This window comes from Citrobacter sp. C5_2 (genome assembly GCF_014596845.2).
In the GTDB taxonomy this organism is placed as follows: domain Bacteria; phylum Pseudomonadota; class Gammaproteobacteria; order Enterobacterales; family Enterobacteriaceae; genus Citrobacter; species Citrobacter werkmanii.
Map to the genome: position 1 here is coordinate 2,619,001 of NZ_CP115032.1, position 17,139 is coordinate 2,636,139.

A 17,139-nucleotide genomic window follows, 5' to 3' on the forward strand; every position below is an offset into this window, starting at 1 on the left:
AAGAGTTAAAAGACAATGCATCTGGTAAAAAAATTACTCGCAGTCAGCGTGTTTTTTTGTGCGTCCGCTCAGGCGCAGAACATCCTCGAATTTCCTCAGCCGGAAAATAACCCGGAAGAGTTTTATGCCGTAACTGAAATCCCGGCAGGTGGAATGATTAAATATGAAACCGACGCCAAAACCGGTTTTATCGTTGCCGATCGCTTCCAGTCAATGCCGGTTGCCTATCCCGCCAACTACGGCTCGTTGACTCAATCTTTAGCCGGTGACGGCGACCCGCTGGACGTCATTTTTTATACCCGTGCGCCACTGGCCCCAGGAACATTGATTAAGCTGCGCGCGATTGGCGTGCTGAAGATGATCGACGGCGGAGAAAAGGACGACAAAATTGTCGCCGTTCCGGCCAGTAAAATTGACCCGACTTATGATGACATCAAAGAGTTGAGCGATCTGCCCAAGATTGAAGTGCAACGCCTGGAATCTTTCTTCCGCGTGTACAAAGATCTGCCGGAAGGGCGCAAAAAGGTAGAATTAAACGGTTTCAACGACGCCGCTACGGCAAAGCAAGAGATCAAACAGGCCTGGGATGCCTGGAAAGAGAAAAAAACGCAGTAATACATGGCATGCCGGATGACGGGCCTACAGGCGCATTTTGCTGATGTAGGCCCGCCATCCGGCTTCAGGGTTTACTCCAGTATTGAGTTCAGACGCGCAATCTCCTGACGCCATTGCGCTTGTAACAGCGGTTTTTGATGTTTCGGCTTACGAGCGAGATCCTCGGCCAGCCGCTGCTCCAGTTCGAGAAGTTGTTCCAGTAACGAATCACTGTCGCGGCTTATTTCATTTCTCGCTTCAACCACCGTTTTCGGGACAGGTATCTCAGCAGATGTTTCCCGAATTCGCGCGTTTATCGCGTCGAGATCGTGCCATTCGCTGAGTTCGCCGTTCTCAATAAACCAGAACCGGTTACAGCTTTTGCTGATAAGCTGGCGATCGTGACTGACCAGCAGCACGCCGCCGTGATAGCTTTGCAGCGTTTCTGCCAGCGCCTCTTTGCCTTCCATATCCAGATGGTTGGTCGGTTCATCAAGCATCAGCAGGCTATAACGCGCAAGCGTCAGTCCCACAAACAATAACCGGGAACGCTCGCCACCACTTAATGTACTGACCCGCTGTGCGTGACGAACCCATGGAAAGCCCGCGCTAATCAAGGCCATTTTGCGAATATCAGGCTGAGGAGCAAACGCTTCCAGCGCGTCAAACAGCGAGTCGTCATCAGCGAGTTGGTGCAGCGTTTGATCGTAATACCCCAGCGTAACGCGCGGGTGTAACACCAATGAAGGCGATGCCAGCTGTGAGTGAAACTGTTGCCAGATAAGCCTTAACAGCGATGATTTCCCACACCCATTGCGCCCGACAATCGCCACGCGATCGCCGCTTTTTACGCGGATACCGGCTATCGAAAACAGCGAATCTGCGCCAGGAGCAGGGGCTACGGACAGATGAGTCATCTCCAGCAAACGATCCGCACGCAGGGCATCACCCTGCAATGTTAGTGTCCACTGACTTCCCGAGGTTACTTCGGTCTGTACCTCTTTCAGGCGCAGCACCTGTTTTTCCATCTGCTTGGCTTTACGGGAAAGGTCTTCGTTGTCGTAGACCCGCCCCCAGGTCGCCAGCCGTTTGGCGCTGGCGGTGACGCGGTCGATCTCCTTTTGTTCAGCCTTATGGCGCAAAGCATCGCTGGCGTCTCTGTCTACCAGAGCCTGACGCGCCGCGCTACAGGGCAGATCGAAGGCGTGCAGGGTGCGATCGCGCAGGATCCAGGTCCCGTGAGTTACGGCATCCAGCAACTGCGGGTCGTGGGACACCACCACAAAACTACCAGACCAGTTCTGTAAGAACTGTTCCAGCCACAGTAATGTGGGCAAATCCAGGTGGTTACCCGGTTCATCCAGCAGTAGCAGGTCAGGATTTCGCATCAGCGCCCGCGCTAATAACAGACGCGTGTGTTGTCCGCCGCTCAGCGTTTGTGCTGTCAGAAATAAATTCTCCGGCGTGAAACCCATTTCGGCCAGCAACGCTTCCACTCGCCATTGCTGGCTCGCGCGTTCATGCTCGGGAAGTTGAGCAAGCACCGCCTCTTGCAACGTAAGCGGTAGTATATCGTCAGGTAAATGTTGCTCCACACGTGCGAGATGACAGTGATTCGCCTGCGCGATGGACCCGCTGGTGGGTGAAATCGTGCCATCAAGCAGTTTTAACAGCGTACTTTTGCCGCAGCCGTTGTAACCGATAAGCCCGATGCGGTCACCTTTTTTCAGGGTGAAGGAAAGATCGTCGAATAGCGTGCCAAATGCCGTATCAACGTGTAAGGATTGTGCGGTTAGTAATGTGCTCATTGTTGCTTACTCAAGAGTTACAGGCGTAAAAGCGCCTCGTCAAACATCGCTGACGATAACCCGGTAAGCCCGAGAGAAGGGGATTGAGAAGTTAGCTTCGCTCAAGCAGAAGTTATCGCAGCACGATACCGATAACGCTTGAGCACTGGCGATCGCCAAAAGCATGTGAAACGATAAAACGTTCACAGTACAGCATAAGTATCCTCCTTTTGTTTTTCAGAATGTTAATCGGTGATGAAAGTGTAATCGCAACATACGCAGTAGCGCAAGCTTTGAACGCCCAGCAGATGACAAGACAAATAAATCAGGCAAAAGTTAATTTTCGTCGCGTCGAAACCTTGAGTTAAGGATCACAATAACGATCGATGTTCTCCGGTACGCTGTCGCTCACTATTTTATTATTTGGAGAATAGATGACATGAAAAAAACAATGACATTGACGATGATTGCGCTGGGATGTTTATTTGCAAATGCACAAGCAAGTGAAAAACTCGCTGGTAATGAGATACTTAAAGTGCAAAAGGGTGGTGTTCCTGACAAAATTTACACGCAGAATAACCCGCATTTAAAGATTGCCACCTATAACATTGGTAAAAATGAAGCATCTGCTGATGTGGCGGATTTTACGGCACTTAATTCAGCTATTAAAAGAATAGATGCAGATATTATAGCAGTGCCAGAGGTTGACAATAAAACAGGGCGCAGTCAAAAGATCGATCAACTCAAAAAAATCGCTGATGCCAATAAACTGTATTACGCCTTTGGTAAAGTACTCGATTTTGATGGCGGTGAGTACGGGTTAGGACTGCTTTCCAAATATAAAATATTGCACACGCAGGTGGTAAAATTACCGTCGGGTAATGCTGAACAACGCGTGGCGTTACTGGCGCAGGTTGACGTGCCTGGGTTTGATTCCGCCCCCATCATTATGGTGACCCATCTCGACTGGCAAAAAGATCCTACCATGCGTACGGAACAAGCCCGCTATCTTTTAGATATCAGCATTGGCGACGCGACATCAGATTTCCCGGATATCGCCTCCTCAATTAAAATCCTTGCAGGGGACTTTAATTCGACCCGGGACGAGCAGCCGCTGAAAGAAATACGTTACTTTTTCAACGAAGTGACGAAAGACGGGGTTGATACCCGCAGTTGGCCAGCCGTTAACCCTGCGATCGATATAGACCATATTTTCACGTTTAAAGGGCAGAAGTGGAACGTCAAAAATCTGGAAATTCCACATAACTCACCCGAATTTACGTGGTCTACGGCGAGCGATCACTTGCCGGTTATCGCTGAGCTGGAACTTTCAGAACAGTAATCTACATACTGTATTTCGTTCATCGAACGCTTAAAATTGCCCGGCAGACTCTGCTGCCGGGCAAACCGTCAAATAGAAGTTCGACGGTAGTCGCGATATTCCGCCTGCCAGAAATTATCGTCAATCGCCTGTTGCAGCGCTTCGGCGGACGTTTTCACAGCCACGCCTTGCTGCTGGGCCATTTTACCCACGGCAAAAGCAATCGCACGGGAAACAGTCTGAATGTCTTTCAGTTCCGGTAACACCAGTCCTTCGCCGTTCAGCACCAGCGGTGAATACTGCGCCAGTGTTTCACTGGCCGACATCAGCATTTCATCGGTAATGCGCGATGCGCCGGAAGCAATAACACCCAGCCCGATACCCGGGAAAATATAGGCGTTATTACACTGAGCAATCGGGAAAACTTTTTCCTTCCACACTACCGGCGCGAACGGACTACCGGTCGCAACCAGCGCGTTACCTTCGGTCCAGGCGATAATATCCTGTGGCGTAGCTTCCACGCGTGAAGTTGGGTTAGACAGCGGCATGACGATGGGACGCGAACAATGCTTGTGCATTTCGCGGATGATCTCTTCGGTAAACAGGCCGGTCTGTCCGGAAACACCAATCAGGATATCCGGCTTAACGTTACGCACCACGTCGAGTAACGACAGCACATCCTCTTGCGTATCCCAGTGCTGCAGATTTTCGCGTTTTTGCACCAGTTTGGTCTGGAAGGAGAGCAGGTTCGGCATTTTGTCGGTTAACAGGCCGAAGCGATCGACCATAAACACGCGCTGACGCGCCGCTTCCTCGCTTAAACCTTCACGCTGGATTTGCGCGATGATCTGCTCGGCAATCCCGCAACCGGCTGAGCCCGCTCCCAGGAACACGATATTCTGTTCACTTAACTGGCTACCCGCCGCGCGGCTGGCGGCAATGAGCGTACCAACGGTAACGGCTGCGGTGCCCTGAATATCGTCGTTAAACGAGCAAATTTCATCGCGATAGCGGTTCAGCAACGGCATCGCATTTTTCTGCGCGAAGTCTTCGAATTGCAGCAGCACGTCCGGCCAACGATGCTTCACAGCCTGGATGAATTCATCGACAAATTCGTAGTATTCATCATCAGTGATACGCGGATTACGCCAGCCCATATACAGCGGATCGTTCAGCAGTTGCTGATTGTTGGTACCGACGTCCAGGACGACCGGCAGGGTGTAGGCCGGACTAATTCCGCCACACGCGGTATACAGCGACAGCTTACCGATCGGAATACCCATCCCGCCGATCCCCTGGTCGCCAAGGCCCAGAATACGTTCACCGTCGGTGACGACGATGACTTTGATATTGTGGTTAGGTACGTTCTGCAGGATATCGTCCATATTGTGGCGGTTCTGATAAGAAATAAACACACCGCGCGCGCGACGGTAGATCTCAGAGAAACGCTCACAGGCAGCACCTACCGTTGGGGTATAGATAACCGGCATCATCTCATCAAGGTGATTATGCACCAGTCGGTAAAACAGGGTTTCGTTGGTGTCCTGAATGTTACGCAGGTAAATATGCTTGTCGATTTCGGTTTTGAATCCCTGATATTGGATCCAGGCGCGTTCAGCCTGTTCTTCAATCGTCTCGACCACTTCCGGCAGTAACCCCAGCAGGTTGAAGTTACGGCGTTCTTCCACACTGAAAGCGCTCCCTTTATTCAGTAAAGGGAATTCCAGCAGTACCGGGCCAGCGTAGGGGATGTAAAGGGAACGCAGTTTTTTAGTTTCGTTTTCCATGTCACTCACTCTTTTTTGAATAACCGTCCCTGGCGTTCTTTATGATCGTATGTGGCCTGTCCGCCAGGGAAACGGGCGAAGTATAAAGCATTGTGAATGGGGTATGGGGTTTTATAAGCAAAAACACCACTGCGGTTGCAATGGTGTTTATCTCGTTATTCAGTCAGACCTGCGAAAGACTATTTGCCGTCAGCGCGGCGTTTTCTTCCGGTAGGATTGTTGACCACACTGGTTTTGTCACCTTCGGTCACGACTTTACGTTGGTTTGAGATTTTGTGGTCCAGTCCAAGAATATGACGGGCCTGACGGTTCGATTTCATTCTAACTCCTTAATCCTGTTTCTGGTTTCAAGGGCGAGCCCGTATAACAACGGACGAAATACAACCTGATAGAAAGCCGATGTTTAAAATAACGGCTTTCAGGATGGTCGGTCATTTTGTCTGAAAGGTCAATGCTTAAGCGGTAAATGCAGAACTATCCCGGATGGATCATGCATTTTCTCAGGCGTCCTATACTTGTAACTTCAACGACAACACAGGAGAACGGTAATGACTATCCATAAGAAAGGTCAGGCACACTGGGAAGGCGACATTAAGCGCGGTAAAGGTACCGTATCGACCGAAAGTGGCGTGCTGAATCAGCAACCGTATGGGTTTAATACCCGGTTCGAAGGGGGAAAAGGCACCAACCCTGAAGAGTTGATTGGCGCGGCCCATGCCGCCTGCTTCTCAATGGCGCTTTCGTTAATGCTGGGCGATGCGGGCTTTACGCCAAACGCCATTGATACCACTGCCGATGTTTCTCTGGATAAGGTGGATGCGGGGTTTGCGATAACCAAAGTAGCGCTGCACAGTGAGGTAAGTGTTCCGGGGATAGACGCCGCCACGTTTGACGGCATCATCCAGAAAGCGAAGGCCGGCTGCCCAGTTTCGCAGGTACTGAACGCGGAAATTACACTGGATTATCAGCTGAAGTCTTAATCGTGGCGTGCCGGATGCGACAGCGTCTTATCCGGCACCCGATGATGTTATTGCGCCACCCAGCCGCCATCCATATTCCACGCAACGCCTCGTACCTGCGCCGCACCGTCTGAACATAAAAACAACGCGAGTTCCCCTAACTGCTCCGGCGTGACGAATTCGCGCGACGGTTGCTTTTCCGCCAGCAGGGCGTCACGTGCGACGTCAGGCGCAGCGCCTTCGGCAATACGTTTATCAATCTGCTGCTGGACCAACGGTGTGAGCACCCAACCGGGGCATAGCGCATTGCAGGTGATGCCGGTATGCGCGGTTTCCAGCGCAATGGTCTTGGTTAATCCCACCACGCCGTGCTTGGCTGCCACGTACGCGGATTTCTCTTTAGAAGCCACCAGGCCGTGAACCGAGGCGATATTAATGATGCGTCCCCAGTTCCGTGCGCGCATGCCTGGCAGCGCCAGTCGCGTAGTGTGAAAAACGGATGAGAGGTTAATAGCAATAATCGCGTTCCATTTTTCAACCGGGAAGGTTTCTACCGGAGACACATGCTGGATCCCGGCGTTGTTGACCAGGATATCCACACCGCCAAATTCGCTTGCAGCATAGCGCATCATGTCAGCAATTTGCGCTTCATCGCTCAGGTCCGCGCCGTGGTAGCCTGGCGTTTTGCCATACTGCGCCACGGCGTCTTTGGCGGCTTCGACATCACCAAACCCGTTGAGGATCAACGTAGCGCCCGCTTGTGCCAGCACCTGAGCGATGCCTAATCCAATACCGCTGGTCGAGCCGGTAACCAGGGCGGTTTTTCCCGTTAAGTTCATGATGATTCTCCTTAAACAATTCCGGTGGTGTAGAAGACGCCGATAACAAACAGCACGGCCAGGCTTTTGATCACGGTGATGGCGAAAATCCCGCCATATGCCTGACGATGGCTGAGGCCGGTAATAGCCAGCAGGGTAATGACCGCGCCGTTGTGCGGCAGGGTATCCATGCCGCCACTGGCCATTGACGCCACGCGGTGGAAGACTTCGAGTGGAATATTGGCGGCATGGGCTGCGGCAATAAAAGTGTCAGACATGGCGGCGAGGGCAATACTCATCCCGCCAGACGCCGAGCCGGTGATCCCGGCCAGCGTGGTGATGCTGATGGCTTCGTTAAGAAGCGGGTCGGGGATCGCCGCCAGCGCTTTTGACAACACAAGGAAACCCGGCAGGGCAGCGATCACCGCACCAAAACCATACTCCGACGCGGTGTTCATGGCCGCGAGGATCGCGCCGCCAACCGCCGTTCTGCTGCCTTCCGCCAGGCGACCTTTAATGTTGCGATAGCCGAACAGCACCACCAGCAGGATCCCTGAAATCAGCGCCGCTTCCACCGCCCAGATAGCGGTGATTTTACCGACTTCGGTGGTAATCGGTTTGGCAAGGCCTGGCAGTTCCAGTTGATGTGTTGCGCCGTACCACTGTGGGATCCAGCGGGTAAACAGCAGGTTAAATACCCCAACCAGAATCAGCGGAGAGATAGCGATTATCGGGTTCGGCAGGTTAATGTTATCCGGCGTTTCCGGCTCGTTTAACAGTTCAGTGCCATAGCCTTCATTCTTTGCCTGCGCTTTACGACGCTGACGTTCGAGATAAACCAGACCGACGAAAATAATAAACAGCGAGCCTATCAGCCCCAGCCAAGGTGCGGCCCAGGCGTTAGTCCCAAAGAAGCTGGTCGGAATAATATTCTGGATCTGCGGCGTGCCCGGCAAGGCGTCCATCGTGAAGGAAAACGCGCCCAGCGCAACGGTGGCCGGGATCAGGCGCTTAGGAATATTACTCTGGCGGAACAGCTCCGCCGCAAAGGGATACACCGCAAACGCCACGACGAACAGCGATACCCCGCCGTAGGTTAACAGCGCGCACACCAGCACGATCACCGGGATGGCGTGACGCCGCCCGAGAATATTGATGGCGGCGGCAACAATAGAGCGGGAAAAACCAGACAACTCGATTAACTTGCCAAACACCGCACCCAGCAAAAATACCGGGAAGTAAAGCTTCACAAAACCGACCATTTTTTCCATAAACAGGCCGGTGAAGGCAGGGCCGACGGCGCTGGGTTCGGTAAGCAATACAGCACCTAATGCCGCGATGGGGGCAAACAGGATGACGCTGTATCCGCGATAGGCTGCAAGCATCAGCAGGCCCAGCGCTGCCAGGGCGATTAATACACTCATCATGACTCCTCAATATCATTGTTATAGTGGGGTACAGAAAGAGAAGTTACGGTTTCAGGGCAAAGCGCAGCTGGTGCTCTCTGCGTTGCTGGATGTACTCCTTGCGCGAATCATCCCAGCGATAAAATCCCTGGCCGCTGCGCAAACCGGTTTCACCACTGGCGACCTTGTCAGCGACCAGCGACATCATGTCGCTACCGGTGGCGAGCGTGGGTAACAGATGCTGACAAATATCCTGTACCGTAGAAAGACCCGTCATATCAGCCGCCTCCAGCGGGCCAACCATGGCATAGCGTCGTCCGAGCGAGGCACGCATTACCTGATCCACCACCTCCGCGCTGGCGATACCGCTTTTAACGATATGCAACGCTTCACGCAGCAGGGCGAATTGCAGACGGTTGCCGACAAACCCTGGCGCAGCGCGATCGAGTACGACCGCTTCCAGCTGCATCGACAGCAATAGTTGTTGTAATTCATGGAGATATTCCGCCTTCGTTGCCGTCCCCGGCACAATTTCAACCAGCGGAATAAAGTGCGGCGGGTTCCAGAAATGGGCAATCAGCAACCGCTCAGGATGGGCAAGCTTTTCTGCCAGGGCATCGGGTGGCAGTCCGCTGGTATTACTGGCGATCACCGCCTCCGGTGCGATCAGCTCTTCCAGTTGCGCATACAGCGCATGTTTAAGTTCGAGGCGTTCCGGGATAGCTTCAATCAGCAATCCGCACGCGGCAATATCCTGTAGCGACGTCGTACCGTGTAGACGGTTCATAACCGATGCTTTTTCGCTTAGCGCAAATTGTTCAGTAGCAATAAGCTCATCCACAATACCGCTGGCAATAGGGCTAATTTCCGCAATTCGGCTGCTATCGGTGTCGTACAACCAGATATCGTGACCAAAGCGGGCAAAGTGGGTGGCGATGCCGACGCCCATTAAACCCGCGCCCAGTACGCAAATTTGCTTATTTTTCATGAGTTCCCCCCGGACGCTCTACTGCCAGCGCGACACCCTGACCGCCGCCTACGCACAGCGTGGCCAACCCTTTAGCGGCGTTGCTGCGGGCCATTTCATGCAGCAGGGTCACCAGAATCCGGCACCCGGAGGCGCCAATCGGATGACCCAGCGCGATCGCGCCGCCATTGACGTTAACTTTGCTGCTGTCCCAGTTCAGTGATTCGCCAACCGCCAGCGCTTGTGCGGCAAACGCTTCGTTGGCTTCAATGAGATCAACATCGTTCAGCGCCCAGCCAGCCCGTTGCAGACACTGAAGTGACGCATCTACCGGCCCAATACCCATAATGGCCGGATCGACGCCGGAGACCGCGTAGCCCGCAACCCGTCCCAGAACCGGCAAATTGAGTTCTGCGGCTTTGGCGGCGCTCATTAGCATCACCGCCGCGGCGCCATCATTGATTGAAGAAGCATTCCCGGCGGTCACCGTGCCGTTTCCAGGCCGAAACGCTGGCTTCAGCTGCGCCAGCTTATCAGCCTGAGTATCCGGGCGCGGCTGTTCGTCACGGTCCACTACACGCGGCGGTTTTTTCCCCTGCGGAACGCTGACCGGGGTAATCTCCGCACTAAAACGACCGGCTTCAATCGCGGCAGCTGCTTTTTGCTGGGAGTGCAGAGCAAATGCATCCTGTTGCTCACGACTGATAGCGAACTTATCCGCCAGATTCTCCGCGGTAATGCCCATGTGATAGTCGTTGAAGGCGTCCCATAAACCGTCATGCACTACGCTGTCTTTCAGGCTGGCATGACCCAGGCGCAGACCGGCCCGCGCGCCATCGAGGAAATAGGGCGCATTGCTCATGCTCTCCTGCCCACCGGCAATCACAATTTGCGCATCACCGCAGCGAATCGCCTGTACCGCCTGATGCACCGCCTTCAGGCCCGAGCCGCACACCAGATTAATGGTTAGCGCTGGCGTAGTGACCGGTAAGCCCGCGCGTAACGCCGTCTGTCTGGCCGGATTTTGACCACTGCCCGTCGTGAGCACCTGACCCAAAATCACTTCATCAATTTGCTCAGGCGCCACGGCCGTTTTTTCCAGCAGGGAACGGATAACCACCGAACCGAGTTCAACCGCCGAAAGCGGCGCCAGCGCGCCATGAAAACTGCCAATCGGGGTGCGCGTTGCCGCGACAATAACAACATCCTGCATGGTCAGCTCCTCAGTTAAATTGCATCTCGGGGACATTTTCAGGAACGATCAGCTTGCCGGCGGTTCTGGCGACGATGTCATCCACGCTGATACCCGGGGCGCGTTCACGCAGAATGAACGCCCCGTCGGCAATCTCCAGCAGCGCCAGATCGGTAAGTACGCGTTTGATGCAGGCCACGCCGGTCAGCGGCAGGGTGCAGGCGGGAAGCAATTTTGACTCACCGTTTTTGGAGGCATGGGTCATCACCACGATGATGTTGTCGGCTCCGGCCACCAGGTCCATTGCGCCGCCCATGCCTTTCACCATTTTTCCGGGGATCATCCACGAGGCGATATTGCCGTTAACATCGACTTCAAACGCGCCGAGCACCGTCAGGTCAACGTGGCCGCCGCGGATCATCGCGAAGGATTGCGCCGAGTCGAAAATCGCTGCGCCTTTGCGCGCCGTCACGGTCTGTTTTCCGGCGTTGATCATGTCCGCATCAATTTCGTCTTCTGTGGGAAACGGCCCCATACCCAGCAAACCGTTTTCCGATTGCAGCATCACGTCCATACCATCGGGGATGTAGTTCGCTACCAGAGTGGGAATACCAATCCCAAGGTTGACGTAATAACCGTCGCGCAGCTCACGGGCGACACGCATTGCCATTTGTTCACGCGTTAACATGGTCAGGCTCCTTTCTGGCGCAGGGTGCGTTGTTCAATACGTTTTTCAAATTGCCCCTGAATAATGCGGTTAACAAAAATTCCGGGAGTATGAATCGCAGCGGGATCCAACTCGCCAGGGGGGACGATCTCTTCAACCTCCACCACGGTAACGCGCCCGGCAGCGGCCATCAGCGGATTAAAATTCTGTGCGGTATGGCGATAGATGACATTGCCGTACCAGTCGGCTTTCCAGCCTTTGACCAGCGCAAAGTCCCCGGTTATGGCCTGTTCTAAAATGTACGGACGTCCGGCAAACTCGCGCACCTCTTTTCCTTCGGCCACGGGGGTCCCGTATCCGGTCGCGGTGAAGAAAGCGGGGATCCCCGCGCCGCCAGCGCGCAACTGCTCCGCCAGCGTGCCTTGCGGCGTCAGGATGGCTTCCAGTTCGCCGCTAAGCACCTGCTTTTCAAACAGCGCGTTTTCACCCACATAGGATGCAACCACTTTGCGCACCTGACGCGTTTCCAGCAGTACGCCGAGGCCAAAACCGTCCACGCCGCAGTTGTTTGACACCACGGTAAGTCCCTGAACCTCCCGACGACGTACTTCGGCAATCAGATTTTCAGGGATGCCACATAAGCCAAAACCGCCCGCCAGCAGCGTCATGTTGTCGGTCAGTCCTTCCAGCGCCTCTTGATACGTGGCGACCCGTTTATCCAGTCCAGCCATATACTTGCCCCTCCTGTTGTCCTTGCCGACATCATTGGGGGAGAAAAATGATTTGTTAATTTTAAATTTGTGACTCACTCATTGGGTTTTTTTATCAATTTAATGTTAATTAAAGGTATTCAACAGGTTAAAGGAATGCGAAATGGGAATGAGCATCAAACAGTTACGCGCGTTTTTAGCGGTAGCTCACACTCTGAATTTTGCTCATGCCAGTGAAAGACTGAATATGTCGCAACCCGCATTAAGTCTGGCGATTAAAGGACTGGAGGATTCGTTGGGTGGGGCTTTACTGTTGAGAACCACCCGCAAGGTGACCCTGACACAGGAAGGGGAAACGTTGCTGAACATGGGGCGACAGTTGCTCGCGGACTGGGAGAACACGGAAGAGGCAATGCGCCAGCGATTCACGCTGCAACGCGGTAAAATCTCTATTGCCGCCATGCCTTCATTTGCTGCTAACGTCCTGCCGTCAGTACTGAAGACGTTTCGTGATTCCTATTCCGGTATCAACGTAACGGTTCACGATGTGATCAACGAACAAGTCATTGAGATGGTGAGTGAAGGGCGGGTGGAGATGGGCATTGCCTTCGAACCGGACTATTCCGGGCATCTGCATTTCACCCCGCTTGGTGTGGATCGTTTTATCGCGATTGTCCCGCCAACATGCCGACTGGCAGGGCGGGATCGTATTGCGTGGCGTGAACTGCTGACGCTGGATTTCATCACTCTGCAACGACCTTCCGCTGTGCGTCTGATGCTGGAAGAACAGTTGGTGCAAAGCGGGCATTCGCTGGAGGTGGCGCTGGAGAGTCATCAACTGGTGACCATTGGCCGGCTGGTGGCTAAGGGCCTGGGCGGCAGCGCGGTACCTGCGCTGTGCCGTACGCAAATGACTGAATTAGGCGCAACCTGTATCGATCTGGACACGCCGGTGATCCAGCGTCGGATCGGCGTTCTGCGTTCGGCACATCATAAGTTATCTACCGCCTCAGAAGTGCTGGTGGATACCCTGAAAAAGGCGTATTGCGCCTGATTTTCCGCCGCGTTCAGCTCACGTTAACCGCCCGCCAGCAGCGAACCTCACATCCTGATTCGCTGGACAGCAAGATCTGTTTATTCTCACAGCCACGGATCGCCAACGGACATCTGTCACGAAAAAAACAGCCCTCAGGCAGCGTTCGGTTCCCCGGTAGTTCGGTTTTCCGTAATACTAAATCCTCCGCCAGCGGTGCTCCCGTTTTAGGGACGGAGTCGAGTAATAATCGCGTGTAGGGATGGGCAGGATGAGTAAGAACCTGCTGCGTTTCTCCCAGTTCAACAATTTGCCCAAGGTACATCACCGCCACGCGATCGCTCATATGGCGAACCACCGACACGTTATGCGATATCAGCACATAGGTCAGATTTCTGCGTGCCTGCAATGACACCAGCAGGTTAAGAATTTGCGCCTGCACGGAGATATCCAGCGCCGAAGTGGGTTCATCCAGTACAATCACGTCCGGCTCTGACGACAACGCCCGGGCAATGGCAATACGCTGACGCTGCCCGCCGGAGAACGCATGCGGCAGACGGTCGAGATATTCAGGGCGGATCCCTACCTGTTGCGCCAAATCTTCGGCAAGAATGCGGCGTTCACGCTCGGAGCTTCGCTTCTGGATCCACACCGGTTCGGTGATAATTCGCCACACTGGTAAGCGCGGATCAAGCGATGAAAGCGGGTCCTGAAAGACCATCTGCATACCATTGTGCTGCTTGCCATCGCGGCGAGAGTAGTTTCCCTGACTGGGTTGCAGCATCCCCATCAGCAGTTGCGCCAGCGTACTTTTTCCGCAGCCGGATTCACCGACAATCCCCAGCGTTTCTCCCTGACGAATCTGTAAATCCAGACCGTTGAGCGCATGCACCCGTTCGGTAACCTTGCCGAGCCAGTTTTTACGCGCGGGAAAGCTGACATGAACATCCTGCAAGGCCAGTAAAAATTCAGACATGTGTTGTCTCCAGTTGCGGATACCAGCAGGCCGATTGTTGATCCGCGCCTCCCTGACTGCTTAATGCAGGCGTCTCGTCACAGCGAGGACCGGCGGCAAAACAGCGTTCGCGAAATGCGCATCCGCTCGGTAAGCGGGTTAAATTCGGTACGGTGCCGGGAATGGCAGGCAGCAATGCGCGCGGTTCACCGTGTTCCGGCGCACATTTCAGCAAGCCGATGGAATAGGGATGCGTGGGATGCTGAATAACGGTTGGCGTTGGACCGCTCTCAATCACGCTTCCGGCATACATGACGTATAACCGGTCGCACAATTGTGAAACCACCGCCATATCATGGCTGATAAATAGTACGGCTGTCCCGCTGGCGCGCGCTTTTAGCTTCAATAAACGCAGCACCTGCAGCTGTACCGTGACGTCGAGCGCGGTGGTCGGTTCATCGGCAATGATCAGTTCCGGCTCGCAGGAAAAGGCCAGCGCAATCATCACCCGCTGGCGCATACCGCCGGAAAGCTCAAACGGGAAACGTTTCATCACTTCCGCCGCGTCCGGAATTTGCATCTCTTCCAGTAAAGCGATGGCTTTCTGGCGAGCATCCGTGCGGCTTAGCGCCTGGTGATGGCGGATAACTTCCACCATCTGCTGGCCGATACGTCGCGTGGGATTAAGCGCGGTCATGGGCTCCTGAAAGATCATCGCAACGCGTGCGCCGCGCCATTGGCGCATTTGCTTTTCGCTGGCATTGAGCACATCTTCACCCAGTAGCGAAACGCGTCCCTGGTGAATATGATAGCTGCCCTCCGGCAGCAGCCGCATGGTAAGCATCGCCGTCACGGACTTGCCGGAACCGGATTCACCGACCACGCCGACAATTTCTCCACGGTTGATATGCAGCGAAACATGGTTCAGCGCATGCACGTCAGCTTTATAGCCGGGGAAACTCAGATGCAAATCCTCGATTTCCAGTACGGGTTGTGTCATGACTGTTTTCCTCCGGCTTTCGGATCCAGCAGGTCGCGAATACCATCGCCAAAAAGATTAAAGCCCACGGCGGTAATCAGAATTGCGGCGCCGGGAAAAGCGCAATACCACCACTGATCGAGCACGTAGTTGCGGCCTATCGCCACCATCGCTCCCCATTCCGCGCTGGGCTGCTGTGCGCCCAGACCAATAAACCCGAGCGTGGCGGCCATCAGGATCGCGCTGCCGATATCCAGCGACGCCTGCACAATCAGCGGCGGTAGAGAGTTACGTAAAATGTGCCAGCTAATCAGGTGCCAGCGAGAAGCGCCGTAGGTCCGCGCAGCCTGGACATAGGTAAACTGACGCACCACTAACGTTTGACCGCGGGCGAGGCGCACATAAAAAGGAATACGTACGATGGCAATCGCCAGCATGGCGTTAAACAGGCTGGGTCCCAGCGCAGCGGCCAGCGCCATTGTCAGTACCAGCGAAGGGATGGACAGCATGATGTCCATTATTCGCATGATAATTGCATCGGCGCGTCCCCCCATGACGCCAGACAGACACCCCAGCAGCGAACCCAATCCGCCAGCAATTCCCACCACCACCAGACCAGCGACGACCGACTGCTGGCTTCCGACCAGAACACGGCTGAACAGATCGCGGCCCACTTCATCGGTACCAAACCAATGGGACGCAGACGGTGGCAGCAGGCGCGCACTTAAATTGATGGCATTAGGATCGTAAGGCGTAATCCACGGTGACAGCACCATCAGCAACAGTATCAGTACAATGATGACCCCGCCTATCAGCGTCAGCGGGCTGCTTTTCATCATCCACAACAATTTCGCCCAGTCCGTACGACGACGAGCAGTCTGTGGGGCGGTCGGCGTTTCTTGAGTGAGCATCATTCAGCACCTCCGCGTCCAATACGTGGGTCAATCCACAGGTAGAGTAAATCAACCGCCAGGTTGACCAGCACATAAGCGAAAGAGACCACTACGGCAAATCCCATTACCGCCGGGAAGTCGAGCGCCTGAATCGACGTTACCACCCAGGCGCCCATTCCCGGCCAGGCGAAGACCGTTTCGGTCAGTACCGCACCGTAGAGCAGATCGCCCAATGCCAGGCCGAGCACGGTTATTGATGGAATAAGCGCATTCGGCAACGCGTAACACAGCACGATGTACCAGCCCGGTAGCCCGCTGGCGCGCGCGGTACGAATGTAATCTTCACTCAGTTGCTCCAGCATGGCGGAGCGAATCTGGCGGGCAACGATCCCTAAGTGCACAAAAGCCAGCGTCAGTGACGGCAGGATCAGGTGCTGGAGCGCATTGAAAAAGACTTCGCCATTGCCCTCCAGCAGGGCATCAATCAGGTAGAAGCCGGTGACATGAGCCGGTGGATCCAGCCAGTCGTCTAACCGTCCACCGCCGGGCAAAATTTGCAGATGACCGTAAAACAGCACGATAACCCCCAGCCCCAGCCAGAATGCAGGCGTGGAGATGCCGGTAATCGCCATCAGGCGAACGAGGTGATCAAGCCAACGGTTGCGCCAGACTGCAGATAAAATACCTAACGGAATACCGATCACCAGCGCCAGCAACAAAGAGCAGAAAGCCAGCTCCAGGGTGGCGGGAAAGAAGATACGTAGTTCATCCAGTACCGGGCGTCCGGTGCGAATAGAGGTGCCTAAGTCGCCCTGAAAGATATCGCTCACATAGCGAAAGAACTGCACATACAGCGGTTGGTTCAGCCCCAGCTGTTGGCGAATATTTTCAACAATTTCATCGCTGGCGCGATCGCCCGCCAGCAACCGCGCGGGGTCGCCTGGGATCAGGTGCGAAATAATAAAGGTGATCACGCAAACACCGATAACCACCAGAATAAGTCCCCAGCATCGCTGGCGTAAAATGCTCCAGAACGTCATTAGCTTCCCCTTGCGGAGCCTGAGTGGCTCC

Annotated in this window: 16 protein-coding genes and 1 pseudogene; 4 read left to right on the forward strand and 13 right to left on the reverse strand. The window is 54.4% G+C overall.

Features of this window, described 5'->3' with window-relative positions:
• Window positions 1-15 precede the first annotated feature (15 nt).
• Window positions 16-616 (forward strand): annotated as a pseudogene (locus tag ICA20_RS12815) (inorganic diphosphatase); the annotation flags it as partial.
• Between the two features lie 70 nt (window positions 617-686).
• On the opposite strand, the gene ICA20_RS12820 reads toward ICA20_RS12815, so the two are convergent.
• The gene (locus ICA20_RS12820; RefSeq protein WP_038640634.1) at window positions 687-2,402 is read right to left on the reverse strand and encodes an ABC-F family ATP-binding cassette domain-containing protein; all 1,716 of its coding nucleotides are present in this window, start codon (window positions 2,400-2,402) and stop codon (window positions 687-689) included.
• A gap of 418 nt (window positions 2,403-2,820) precedes the next feature.
• Between ICA20_RS12820 and ICA20_RS12825 the strand changes: the two genes are divergently transcribed.
• Window positions 2,821-3,723 (forward strand): endonuclease/exonuclease/phosphatase family protein, encoded by a 903-nt coding sequence (locus ICA20_RS12825; RefSeq protein ID WP_038640632.1) that lies wholly within the window; start codon window positions 2,821-2,823, stop codon window positions 3,721-3,723.
• Between the two features lie 68 nt (window positions 3,724-3,791).
• Here ICA20_RS12825 and maeA read toward each other — a convergent pair whose 3' ends face one another.
• Window positions 3,792-5,489, reverse strand: a complete 1,698-nt coding sequence (gene maeA, locus ICA20_RS12830; protein WP_038640630.1) for a malate dehydrogenase — start codon at window positions 5,487-5,489, stop codon at window positions 3,792-3,794.
• Between the two features lie 179 nt (window positions 5,490-5,668).
• Window positions 5,669-5,809, reverse strand: coding sequence for a stationary-phase-induced ribosome-associated protein (sra, locus tag ICA20_RS12835; protein WP_038640628.1), 141 nt, complete (start codon window positions 5,807-5,809; stop codon window positions 5,669-5,671).
• Window positions 5,810-6,037: 228 nt separating this feature from the next.
• Here sra and ICA20_RS12840 point away from each other — a divergent pair, with 228 nt between their 5' ends.
• Window positions 6,038-6,469, forward strand: a complete 432-nt coding sequence (locus tag ICA20_RS12840) for an OsmC family protein (RefSeq protein WP_038640626.1) — start codon at window positions 6,038-6,040, stop codon at window positions 6,467-6,469.
• 47 nt (window positions 6,470-6,516) lie between these two features.
• Here ICA20_RS12840 and ICA20_RS12845 read toward each other — a convergent pair whose 3' ends face one another.
• Genes ICA20_RS12845 through ICA20_RS12870 form a run of 6 tightly spaced genes read right to left on the reverse strand, consistent with a single transcriptional unit; the run spans window position 6,517 to window position 12,229 of the window.
• On the reverse strand, window positions 6,517-7,287 hold the full coding sequence (locus ICA20_RS12845; RefSeq protein WP_038640624.1) for a 3-hydroxybutyrate dehydrogenase: 771 nt from the start codon (window positions 7,285-7,287) through the stop codon (window positions 6,517-6,519).
• A gap of 11 nt (window positions 7,288-7,298) precedes the next feature.
• The gene (locus ICA20_RS12850; RefSeq protein ID WP_199951110.1) at window positions 7,299-8,693 is read right to left on the reverse strand and encodes a GntP family permease; all 1,395 of its coding nucleotides are present in this window, start codon (window positions 8,691-8,693) and stop codon (window positions 7,299-7,301) included.
• Window positions 8,694-8,736: 43 nt separating this feature from the next.
• Window positions 8,737-9,660 carry a 3-hydroxyacyl-CoA dehydrogenase family protein gene (locus tag ICA20_RS12855; RefSeq protein WP_038640620.1) on the reverse strand — a complete coding sequence of 308 codons (924 nt, stop codon included), beginning with the start codon at window positions 9,658-9,660 and terminating at the stop codon, window positions 8,737-8,739.
• On the reverse strand, window positions 9,650-10,852 hold the full coding sequence (locus ICA20_RS12860) for an acetyl-CoA C-acetyltransferase (protein ID WP_038640618.1): 1,203 nt from the start codon (window positions 10,850-10,852) through the stop codon (window positions 9,650-9,652). The genes ICA20_RS12855 and ICA20_RS12860 overlap by 11 nt, the downstream gene beginning before the upstream one ends.
• A gap of 10 nt (window positions 10,853-10,862) precedes the next feature.
• Window positions 10,863-11,519 (reverse strand): CoA transferase subunit B, encoded by a 657-nt coding sequence (locus ICA20_RS12865; protein WP_038640615.1) that lies wholly within the window; start codon window positions 11,517-11,519, stop codon window positions 10,863-10,865.
• A 2-nt stretch (window positions 11,520-11,521) separates the two neighbouring features.
• On the reverse strand, window positions 11,522-12,229 hold the full coding sequence (locus tag ICA20_RS12870; RefSeq protein WP_038640613.1) for a CoA transferase subunit A: 708 nt from the start codon (window positions 12,227-12,229) through the stop codon (window positions 11,522-11,524).
• A 142-nt stretch (window positions 12,230-12,371) separates the two neighbouring features.
• On the opposite strand from ICA20_RS12870, the gene ICA20_RS12875 reads away from it, so the two are divergent.
• On the forward strand, window positions 12,372-13,262 hold the full coding sequence (locus ICA20_RS12875) for a LysR family transcriptional regulator (protein WP_038640611.1): 891 nt from the start codon (window positions 12,372-12,374) through the stop codon (window positions 13,260-13,262).
• A 13-nt stretch (window positions 13,263-13,275) separates the two neighbouring features.
• Here the strand turns inward: ICA20_RS12875 and ICA20_RS12880 are convergent, their stop codons facing one another.
• The 4 genes from ICA20_RS12880 to ICA20_RS12895 are packed head-to-tail and all read right to left on the reverse strand — an operon-like array spanning window position 13,276 to window position 17,108.
• Window positions 13,276-14,217 carry an ABC transporter ATP-binding protein gene (locus ICA20_RS12880; RefSeq protein WP_038640609.1) on the reverse strand — a complete coding sequence of 314 codons (942 nt, stop codon included), beginning with the start codon at window positions 14,215-14,217 and terminating at the stop codon, window positions 13,276-13,278.
• The gene (locus ICA20_RS12885; protein ID WP_038640607.1) at window positions 14,210-15,196 is read right to left on the reverse strand and encodes an ABC transporter ATP-binding protein; all 987 of its coding nucleotides are present in this window, start codon (window positions 15,194-15,196) and stop codon (window positions 14,210-14,212) included. The genes ICA20_RS12880 and ICA20_RS12885 overlap by 8 nt, the downstream gene beginning before the upstream one ends.
• Window positions 15,193-16,089: a D,D-dipeptide ABC transporter permease gene (ddpC, locus tag ICA20_RS12890; protein ID WP_038640605.1), complete on the reverse strand. Its 897-nt coding sequence runs from the start codon at window positions 16,087-16,089 to the stop codon at window positions 15,193-15,195. Before ddpC ends, ICA20_RS12885 begins: the two co-directional genes overlap by 4 nt.
• Window positions 16,086-17,108, reverse strand: coding sequence for an ABC transporter permease (locus ICA20_RS12895; protein ID WP_038640603.1), 1,023 nt, complete (start codon window positions 17,106-17,108; stop codon window positions 16,086-16,088). Before ICA20_RS12895 ends, ddpC begins: the two co-directional genes overlap by 4 nt.
• Between the last annotated feature and the right edge of the window lie 31 nt (window positions 17,109-17,139).

Excerpts from the sequence above, each read along its gene's own strand:
- ICA20_RS12820 (WP_038640634.1), bottom strand. The coding sequence starts at position 2,402 with ATGAGCACATTACTAACCGCACAATCCTTACACGTTGATACGGCATTT.
- ICA20_RS12825 (WP_038640632.1), top strand. The coding sequence starts at position 2,821 with ATGAAAAAAACAATGACATTGACGATGATTGCGCTGGGATGTTTATTT.
- maeA (WP_038640630.1), bottom strand. The coding sequence starts at position 5,489 with ATGGAAAACGAAACTAAAAAACTGCGTTCCCTTTACATCCCCTACGCT.
- sra (WP_038640628.1), bottom strand. The coding sequence starts at position 5,809 with ATGAAATCGAACCGTCAGGCCCGTCATATTCTTGGACTGGACCACAAA.
- ICA20_RS12840 (WP_038640626.1), top strand. The coding sequence starts at position 6,038 with ATGACTATCCATAAGAAAGGTCAGGCACACTGGGAAGGCGACATTAAG.
- ICA20_RS12845 (WP_038640624.1), bottom strand. The coding sequence starts at position 7,287 with ATGAACTTAACGGGAAAAACCGCCCTGGTTACCGGCTCGACCAGCGGT.
- ICA20_RS12850 (WP_199951110.1), bottom strand. The coding sequence starts at position 8,693 with ATGATGAGTGTATTAATCGCCCTGGCAGCGCTGGGCCTGCTGATGCTT.
- ICA20_RS12855 (WP_038640620.1), bottom strand. The coding sequence starts at position 9,660 with ATGAAAAATAAGCAAATTTGCGTACTGGGCGCGGGTTTAATGGGCGTC.
- ICA20_RS12860 (WP_038640618.1), bottom strand. The coding sequence starts at position 10,852 with ATGCAGGATGTTGTTATTGTCGCGGCAACGCGCACCCCGATTGGCAGT.
- ICA20_RS12865 (WP_038640615.1), bottom strand. The coding sequence starts at position 11,519 with ATGTTAACGCGTGAACAAATGGCAATGCGTGTCGCCCGTGAGCTGCGC.
- ICA20_RS12870 (WP_038640613.1), bottom strand. The coding sequence starts at position 12,229 with ATGGCTGGACTGGATAAACGGGTCGCCACGTATCAAGAGGCGCTGGAA.
- ICA20_RS12875 (WP_038640611.1), top strand. The coding sequence starts at position 12,372 with ATGGGAATGAGCATCAAACAGTTACGCGCGTTTTTAGCGGTAGCTCAC.
- ICA20_RS12880 (WP_038640609.1), bottom strand. The coding sequence starts at position 14,217 with ATGTCTGAATTTTTACTGGCCTTGCAGGATGTTCATGTCAGCTTTCCC.
- ICA20_RS12885 (WP_038640607.1), bottom strand. The coding sequence starts at position 15,196 with ATGACACAACCCGTACTGGAAATCGAGGATTTGCATCTGAGTTTCCCC.
- ddpC (WP_038640605.1), bottom strand. The coding sequence starts at position 16,089 with ATGATGCTCACTCAAGAAACGCCGACCGCCCCACAGACTGCTCGTCGT.
- ICA20_RS12895 (WP_038640603.1), bottom strand. The coding sequence starts at position 17,108 with ATGACGTTCTGGAGCATTTTACGCCAGCGATGCTGGGGACTTATTCTG.